The sequence below is a fragment of the Sphingobium sp. ba1 genome, assembly GCF_000743655.1.
Lineage (GTDB): Bacteria > Pseudomonadota > Alphaproteobacteria > Sphingomonadales > Sphingomonadaceae > Sphingobium.
Window position 1 is genome coordinate 2,006,303 of record NZ_JPPQ01000069.1, and the last position, 6,954, is coordinate 2,013,256.

Sequence of the window (6,954 nt, forward strand, 5' to 3'; positions counted from 1 at the left end):
CGAATCGGTGCCGCCGCTACAGAAGCAGATCGTCGCGACCGCGCGGCGGCTGGGCCGTCCGGTGGTGGTTGCAACGCAGATGCTCGAATCGATGATCAAGTCGCCATCGCCGACTCGCGCCGAAGTGTCGGACGTGGCGACGGCGGTCTATGACGGGGCCGACGCGATCATGCTGTCGGCCGAAACGGCGGCGGGCGACTGGCCGGTCGAGGCGGTCGCGATGATGGACAGCATCGCCAACAGCGTCGAGCGGGATCCGGGCTATCTGGCGCGGCTGCACTTCACCGAAACCAAGCCCGATCCCACCACCGCCGACGCGCTGGCTGAAGCGGCGGGCAATATCGTTACCGTGGTGGGGGCGAGCGTCATCACCTGCTTCACCTCATCGGGCAGCACGGTGCGGCGTGTGGCGCGCGAGCGGCCTTCCGCGCCGATCCTGGCGCTGACCCCGCGGACCGATACCGCGCGCAAGCTGGGGCTGACATGGGGCGTGTACGCCATCCGCACCAAGGATATCGGCACGTTCGAGGAAATGATCGGCAAGGCCCGCCGCATGGCCCTGCGCCACCGCATGGCAGAAAAGGGCGGCAAGATCGTGGTGCTGGCCGGCGTTCCGTTCGGCACGCCCGGATCGACTAATGTGCTGCATGTCGCGGCGGTGCAGGGGGATGAATTGAAGGGGCGGGAATGACCGCCCTTCTCCCTTGAGGGAGAAGGATACGCAGCCTTGCCGACCGCAGGGAGGGTAGGCGAAGTTGGATGAGGGTGTGCGGCATGGCCGTTGGCGCGCTACACCCTCACCCAGCTACGCCTAGGCAGCAAGCTGCCAAGTCTTCGCAGCCCTCTCCCTCAAGGGAGAGGGATCTGTCCAACCCCATCCGCAAACGCATCGAGCGCCCGATCATGCTCGATCGGGCGCTCTAAAAGGACTCATTCGTCCGATGGCTAAGGACAGCGTCGGAAACGACGCCACCCTGACCGTGCTGCTTAGCCCTGGCGGGCTTTGAAGCGACGGTTGGTCTTGTTGATGACGTAGGTGCGGCCGCGACGACGGATCACGCGGTTGTCCCGGTGGCGGTCCTTGAGCGACTTGAGCGAGTTGCGGATCTTCATGGCATCGGCCCTTGGTGAATCTGACTGTGATGGAAAATCGAAGCGCTGCCCCTATGAGTGGGGCGGGCCAAAGTCAAGGGCGGCGGGCGCTCTTTTGCCGTTGTTCATCGGCCATGCAGCAACTTCATGGCTTTGCGCGTTGGAGGGAATATAGCTCATCGCGCCGTTTATCGGTGGAGAGCCACGTTGGAGTGAAATCGATGTCGAAGCGCCTGATCCTTGCCGCCTGTCTTGCCCTGCCGCTGGCCGCGTGCGCAACCGCCGTGCCACAGGTGGAAGTGACGCGATTCCATGTCGGCAACCCCGCCCGGACGGGCACGGTCGCGGTCGAAGAAATGCCCGGCAATCCTGACATCAGCCTGGAATTCCGCACCTATGCCGCCGCCGTCGCGCAGGAATGGCAGCGGGTGGGCTTCACCAGCGTCGCACCGGGCGCGACGAGCGAGTATGTCGCGTTGGTCAGCTTTCAGCGCAGCTTCCGTCCCTCCGGCCAAGCCCGCAATGATCGCCCCGTCACCGTCGGCATGGGCGGCGGCATCGGCAGCGGCGGTTTTTCGGGCATGGGCCTGGGCGTCGGCATCAACCTGTCGGGCAAGCCCAAGGATATCGTGACCACGCAATTGCATGTGCAACTGCGTCGCCGGTCCGATTCGGCGACCGTCTGGGAAGGCCGCGCCTATACCGAAGCGAAGCAGGGCACGCCCGCCGCGCAGCCGGGCATTGCCGCACAAAAGCTCGCCGGTGCCTTGATCGGGGGCTATCCGGGCGAATCGGGCCGGACTATAACCGTCAAATGACCATCTCTATTTCCAGCGGCTTTGACAGCGGCAATATTCGCACCCTTTCCATCACCGATACGCCGACAGGCGCGCGCGCCGAGCTGGAGATCATGACGGATCATCAGAGCGACTTCTATCAATGGTTCCACTTCCGGGTTGCCGGGGCAGCGGGGCAAGAGGTGGAACTGGCGATCGTCAATTGTGGCGGGTCGGCCTATCCCGATGGCTGGGTCGATTATAAGGCGCGGGTGAGCGAGGACCGAGAAATCTGGACCCAGGCCGACACCAGCTATGCCGATGGCACGTTGACCATCCGGCTGGCGAGCGATGCCAATGTCGTGTGGGTCGCCTATTTCGCGCCTTATTCGATGGAGCGGCACCATGACCTGATCGCCTTTGCCGCCTGCCAGCCGGGCGTTGCGCATCGCGAATTGGGGCTGACGCTGGATGGCCAGCCGATCGACCTGCTGACCATCGGCGATGGTCCCAAGCAGGTGTGGCTCTATGCCCGGCAGCATCCCGGCGAATCGATGGCGCAATGGTGGATGGAAGGCGCGCTGGAGCGGCTGACCGACGAGGAAGATGCCGTTGCCCGGCTGCTGCGCCAGAAGGCGACCATCCACCTCGTTCCCAATATGAACCCCGATGGTAGCCGCCGGGGCCATTTGCGCACCAATGCGGTGGGGGTGAACCTCAACCGCGAATGGCATGATCCGTCGATGGAACGCAGCCCCGAAGTGCTGCTGGTCCGCAACGCGATGGATGCGACCGGCGTGGACTTTGCGATGGACGTGCATGGCGACGAAGCCATCCCCGCCGTATTCATCGCAGGGTTCGAAGGCATCCCGTCAATCACCGATCGGCAAGTGTCGCTCTATCACCGCTATCGCGACACGCTGGCGGCGCGCACGCCCGATTTCCAGACGCGCCTTGGCTATCCGGTTGCGGGCGCGGGCCGTGCGAACCTCGCCATGTCCACCAACCAGATTGCCGAGCGATTCGGCGCGGTGGCGATGACGCTGGAAATGCCGTTCAAGGATAATGACGACCTGCCCGATGCCGAAACCGGCTGGTCGCCCGCGCGCTCCATGCAATTGGGCAAGGATTGCCTCGCGGTGCTGGCCGAGATGATCGACGCGCTCTGATCATCCCGGTCTAGAGCGTTAGATACTGCCGAAACCGGGCGCTTCGCCGCGCGCGGCGGGGTTGAGGCGGCGGGGGCGCTTCCACCCGATGACGGGCCGCTTGCGTAACCTGAGCGTCGGCCAATCGCCCCGGTCGGCGCGCTCGGCCAGCCGCATCCCCTGCGCCCGGTAGGCGGCCAGTACCGCGTCCGCCTGTTCGTTGAGCAGGCCCGCGAGCAGGATCGTGCCGCCTTCCTCCACCATCGCGCAGAGCGAAGGCGCGAGTTCGATCAGCGGCCCGGCCAGGATATTGGCGATCAGCAGGTCATAGGGCGCGCGCGTGATGATTGCGGTATGATCGACCCCGGCGGCGGCATAAAGCGCGACCTGCCCCTGTCCCCGGCCGACCGTCATGCCATTGGCCAGCGCATTCTCCGCGCTGATCTCGACCGCGACCGGATCAATGTCCGACGCGGTGGCATAGGCGCGCGGCCACAGATGCAGCGCGGCAAAGGCGAGCAGCCCGGTGCCGGTGCCGATATCGGCGACATTGCCGAACCGCATGCCGACCCGGCGCATCCGGTCGAGCATGGCGAGGCAACCCGCCGTCGTCTCATGCTGCCCGGTGCCAAAGGCGCGGCTGGCGGCGATCAGCAGATTGACCTGGCCGGGCTGTTCAGGATCGCTGGCGAGATTGCGGACATGGAAGCGTCCGGCCGTGACCGGCTCCAGCCCTTGCTGGCTGATCGTCACCCAATCCTCGTCGGGCAGCGCTTCGACGACCGGCTTGGTCCGCGCGGCGCTGGGCACCATCGACCGCAACAGCTTGATCGCGGCCGGGCTAGGCTTGCCCTCGAAATAGGCGTCGAGCCGCCAGGCATCCTCGTCATCGGGTTCCGCCTCGCTGGTCATCAGCACGGGCGGCCGGTCCATCATCGCAAAGGCGGCAATATCCCCGTCCAGCGCCTCGGCCTCGGCGCGGGTGCAGGGCAGGGTGACTTTCCAGCTTTGGATTGCCGGGGATGTAGCATCGTTCATCCCCCCGCCTGTAGAGCAGGAGGGGAGGGAGGGGAAGCGTTTGGCAGCAGAGCCTTGCGCCTCTGCGTCATCCTGACGAAAGTCAGGATCCATTGGCTCTACCTATGCGTGTTCATAAATGGAGCGCGCATGGATGCTGACTTTCGTCAGCATGACGAACCAACATGGAGTGTCAGGCGACCTGCCGCCCGAAGTCGGTCGAGGCATGGCGCAGGCTGGCGAGCTTGCCCTCGACGCTGACGAAGCCGCGTTCGAGCTGGTCGATTTCCGACGCGACGACTTCGGTGTCCTGGCGGATCGCCGAAATGGTGGTCGACATAGAATCGGCGGCGAGCGCGGTTTCATCGACGGCGGCGGTGATCATGGTGACGGTCTGCGCCTGCGCGTCCATGGCGTGGCGGATGCGTTCGGCGCTGGCCTGCACTTCGCCCACCGTGTCGCGGATGCGCTCATTGGTTTCCACCGACTGGCGGGTCGAGGCCTGGATGTCGGCGATCTTGCCGGCGATCTCGTCGGTCGCGCGCGCGGTCTGGTTGGCCAGGCTCTTCACTTCCTGCGCCACCACGGCAAAGCCGCGTCCGGCGTCGCCCGCACGGGCGGCCTCGATCGTGGCGTTGAGCGCCAGCAAATTGGTTTGCCCGGCAATGTCGCGGATGAGGCCCAGGATCGATTCGATCGACTTGGCATGGTCGGACAAGGTGGCGGACATGGTGACGGCATCGCCCGATTGCTTGGCGGCGCGCTGGGCCACGTCGGCCGCGCCCTCGACTTCTGTGCGGGCATCGTCGATCGCGCGGATGAGGCCAGCGGAGGTGCGGGCGGCTTCGCGCATCGCCAGAGCGGATTGTTCGGCGGCAGCGGCGACTTCCGACGCCTTGCCCAACATGCCCCGCGTGGCGGCGGACGCATCCTTGGCCTGTTCGCGCAGCGATTCGCCCAGCCGCGTGGCACCATCCAGTTCGCCCATGATCCGCTGTTCGAACAGGGTGCCATAGCGCTGCCGTTCGGCGCGCTGGGCTTCGGCCTGATCGGTGGCGAGGACATTGCTCATGAAGCCCGCGTCCAGCATGCCGATTTCCAGGATCGTGGCCATCAACCGGCGCAGGCGTGCATCATCGTCACGGCACCGTTCCCACAGCAAATTCATGATCGTGTCGTTGGCCTTGCCGACCGCGACCAGCACGGCGCGCACCGGCACGCCATGTTTGCGGGCATGGCGCACGCAGTCGGCGGCAGAGCGCGTCCAGCGCGCCTCCCGGAAATGCATCAGCTTATGGGCGGCATAGACACGCGATTCGGCCCGGATCTTGTCGATCACCGACTGAGCCAGCCGATCGATCAACCCGGTTTCGCGCATATAGCTGTCGAAAAATGCCGCCGCGACCTGGTCGATGTCCGGCTCGATCAACAGGCCGATTTCTTTTGCGTTACGGGCAATCGTGCCGTCGGGGTCAATGCCCGCCACATAGTCGGAGGCGGTTTCGGCGGGAGAAACGAAGGACGACATGGCTGGACGGCCCCTGTTGGTGGGATGAGCGATAATCTAAGCCTGTCCTAGCGCGCTTTGGTTAATCACTTCTTATGATCAAGCGCGCTCCAGCCCGGCACGGACATTGGGGCACCCATGCCCGGCGCGGCTTGCCCTCCTGTGCGTTCGCTCCTAAGGGAACGGGATCAAGGAATATAGCAGGGACAAGGGTAGATATGGCGCGATCCAACAGCCGGCCGCTCTCGCCGCATTTGACCATCTGGAAATGGGGACCGGCCATGACCGTCTCCATCATCCATCGCGTGACCGGCAACGGTCTTGCGACGGCCGGTGCGCTGGGCCTCATCTGGTGGCTGATGGCCGCCGCGACCGGGCCGGAAGCCTATGCGACCTTCGTCGCCTGCGCCACCTCGCCGATCGGCTATCTGGTGATGATCGGCCTCAGCTGGTTCTTCTTCCAGCATCTTTTCTCCGGTCTGCGCCATTTCGTGCTGGATCTGGGCGCGGGATATGAACTGCGCAGCAACAAGAGCTGGTCGATCGCGACCTTCGCGGCGTCGCTGGCCGTGACCGCCCTGCTGTGGCTCTATATCTTCGGAAAGGGTTTCTGATGGGCAACGGAACGGGTATCGGCCGCGTTCGCGGGCTGGGTTCGGCCAGGCACGGCGCGCATCACTGGCTGGCGCAGCGCTACACCGCCGTCGGCAACCTGCTGCTGGTTTTGTGGCTGATCTTCAGCCTGATCAGCCTGCCCGGCCTCGATTATGAGAGCGTCGTGCTGTGGATCGCCAACCCGCTGGTCGCGGTGCCGATGATGCTGATGATCGTCAGCATCTTCTGGCATCTGCGCCTCGGCATGCAGGTGATGCTGGAAGATTATGTCCACGACAAGGGCATGGCTTTCTTCTCGATGCTGCTGCTCAATTTCTATGCCTTTGGCGGCGCGGCCGCAGGCGTCTTCGCGATCGCCAAGATCGCCTTCACAGGGGTCGTCGAATAATGACGCAAGCCTATAAGATCATCGATCATACCTATGACACCGTGGTCGTGGGCGCGGGCGGTTCGGGCCTGCGCGCGACCATGGGCAGCGCCGAAGCGGGCCTCAAGACCGCGTGCATCACCAAGCTGTTCCCGACGCGCAGCCACACGGTTGCGGCGCAGGGCGGCATCGCTGCCAGCCTCGGCAATAATTCGCCCGATCACTGGACCTGGCACATGTACGACACCGTCAAGGGGTCGGACTGGCTGGGCGATCAGGACGCGATCGAATATATGGTGCGCGAAGCACCTGCGGCGGTCATCGAGCTGGAACATGCGGGCGTGCCGTTCAGCCGCAACGAAGACGGGACGATCTACCAGCGTCCCTTCGGCGGCCATATGCAGAATATGGGTGCCGGCCCGCCGGTGCAGC

9 protein-coding genes are annotated in these 6,954 nt (G+C 64.8%); 6 read left to right on the plus strand and 3 right to left on the minus strand.

Annotation, left to right across the window (positions count from 1 at the left end):
• Nucleotides 1-691: pyruvate kinase (locus tag IL54_RS24195; protein ID WP_237748875.1), on the plus strand; the 691-nt coding region annotated here is incomplete at its 5' end.
• Between the two features lie 296 nt (nucleotides 692-987).
• Here the strand turns inward: IL54_RS24195 and ykgO are convergent.
• On the minus strand, nucleotides 988-1,113 hold the full coding sequence (gene ykgO, locus IL54_RS12770; protein WP_003046794.1) for a type B 50S ribosomal protein L36: 126 nt from the start codon (nucleotides 1,111-1,113) through the stop codon (nucleotides 988-990).
• A gap of 200 nt (nucleotides 1,114-1,313) precedes the next feature.
• Here ykgO and IL54_RS12775 point away from each other — a divergent pair, with 200 nt between their 5' ends.
• Both IL54_RS12775 and IL54_RS12780 read left to right on the plus strand, forming a co-directional pair.
• On the plus strand, nucleotides 1,314-1,910 hold the full coding sequence (locus IL54_RS12775; protein WP_037476141.1) for a hypothetical protein: 597 nt from the start codon (nucleotides 1,314-1,316) through the stop codon (nucleotides 1,908-1,910).
• Nucleotides 1,907-3,037 (plus strand): M14 family metallopeptidase, encoded by a 1,131-nt coding sequence (locus IL54_RS12780; protein ID WP_037476143.1) that lies wholly within the window; start codon nucleotides 1,907-1,909, stop codon nucleotides 3,035-3,037. Before IL54_RS12775 ends, IL54_RS12780 begins: the two co-directional genes overlap by 4 nt.
• 18 nt (nucleotides 3,038-3,055) lie before the next feature.
• Here the strand turns inward: IL54_RS12780 and IL54_RS12785 are convergent, their stop codons facing one another.
• Both IL54_RS12785 and IL54_RS12790 read right to left on the minus strand, forming a co-directional pair.
• On the minus strand, nucleotides 3,056-4,054 hold the full coding sequence (locus IL54_RS12785; RefSeq protein ID WP_037476145.1) for a 50S ribosomal protein L11 methyltransferase: 999 nt from the start codon (nucleotides 4,052-4,054) through the stop codon (nucleotides 3,056-3,058).
• 172 nt (nucleotides 4,055-4,226) lie between these two features.
• Complete coding sequence (locus tag IL54_RS12790; protein ID WP_037476147.1) at nucleotides 4,227-5,561, minus strand: methyl-accepting chemotaxis protein; 1,335 nt, start codon at nucleotides 5,559-5,561, stop codon at nucleotides 4,227-4,229.
• A 197-nt stretch (nucleotides 5,562-5,758) separates the two neighbouring features.
• On the opposite strand from IL54_RS12790, the gene sdhC reads away from it, so the two are divergent.
• From sdhC to IL54_RS22290, 3 genes are all read left to right on the plus strand, one after another.
• Nucleotides 5,759-6,154 (plus strand): succinate dehydrogenase, cytochrome b556 subunit, encoded by a 396-nt coding sequence (gene sdhC / locus IL54_RS12795; RefSeq protein ID WP_037476149.1) that lies wholly within the window; start codon nucleotides 5,759-5,761, stop codon nucleotides 6,152-6,154.
• Nucleotides 6,154-6,543 carry a succinate dehydrogenase, hydrophobic membrane anchor protein gene (sdhD, locus tag IL54_RS12800; RefSeq protein ID WP_037476151.1) on the plus strand — a complete coding sequence of 130 codons (390 nt, stop codon included), beginning with the start codon at nucleotides 6,154-6,156 and terminating at the stop codon, nucleotides 6,541-6,543. Before sdhC ends, sdhD begins: the two co-directional genes overlap by 1 nt.
• Nucleotides 6,543-6,954, plus strand: a 412-nt coding sequence (locus IL54_RS22290; RefSeq protein WP_156106299.1) for an FAD-binding protein, incomplete at its 3' end; no start/stop codon positions are given. The genes sdhD and IL54_RS22290, both read left to right, overlap by 1 nt.

Bases quoted from the DNA above. Each gene is read 5' to 3' on its own strand.
- ykgO (WP_003046794.1), bottom strand. From the start codon at position 1,113: ATGAAGATCCGCAACTCGCTCAAGTCGCTCAAGGACCGCCACCGGGAC.
- IL54_RS12775 (WP_037476141.1), top strand. From the start codon at position 1,314: ATGTCGAAGCGCCTGATCCTTGCCGCCTGTCTTGCCCTGCCGCTGGCC.
- IL54_RS12780 (WP_037476143.1), top strand. From the start codon at position 1,907: ATGACCATCTCTATTTCCAGCGGCTTTGACAGCGGCAATATTCGCACC.
- IL54_RS12785 (WP_037476145.1), bottom strand. From the start codon at position 4,054: ATGAACGATGCTACATCCCCGGCAATCCAAAGCTGGAAAGTCACCCTG.
- IL54_RS12790 (WP_037476147.1), bottom strand. From the start codon at position 5,561: ATGTCGTCCTTCGTTTCTCCCGCCGAAACCGCCTCCGACTATGTGGCG.
- sdhC (WP_037476149.1), top strand. From the start codon at position 5,759: ATGGCGCGATCCAACAGCCGGCCGCTCTCGCCGCATTTGACCATCTGG.
- sdhD (WP_037476151.1), top strand. From the start codon at position 6,154: ATGGGCAACGGAACGGGTATCGGCCGCGTTCGCGGGCTGGGTTCGGCC.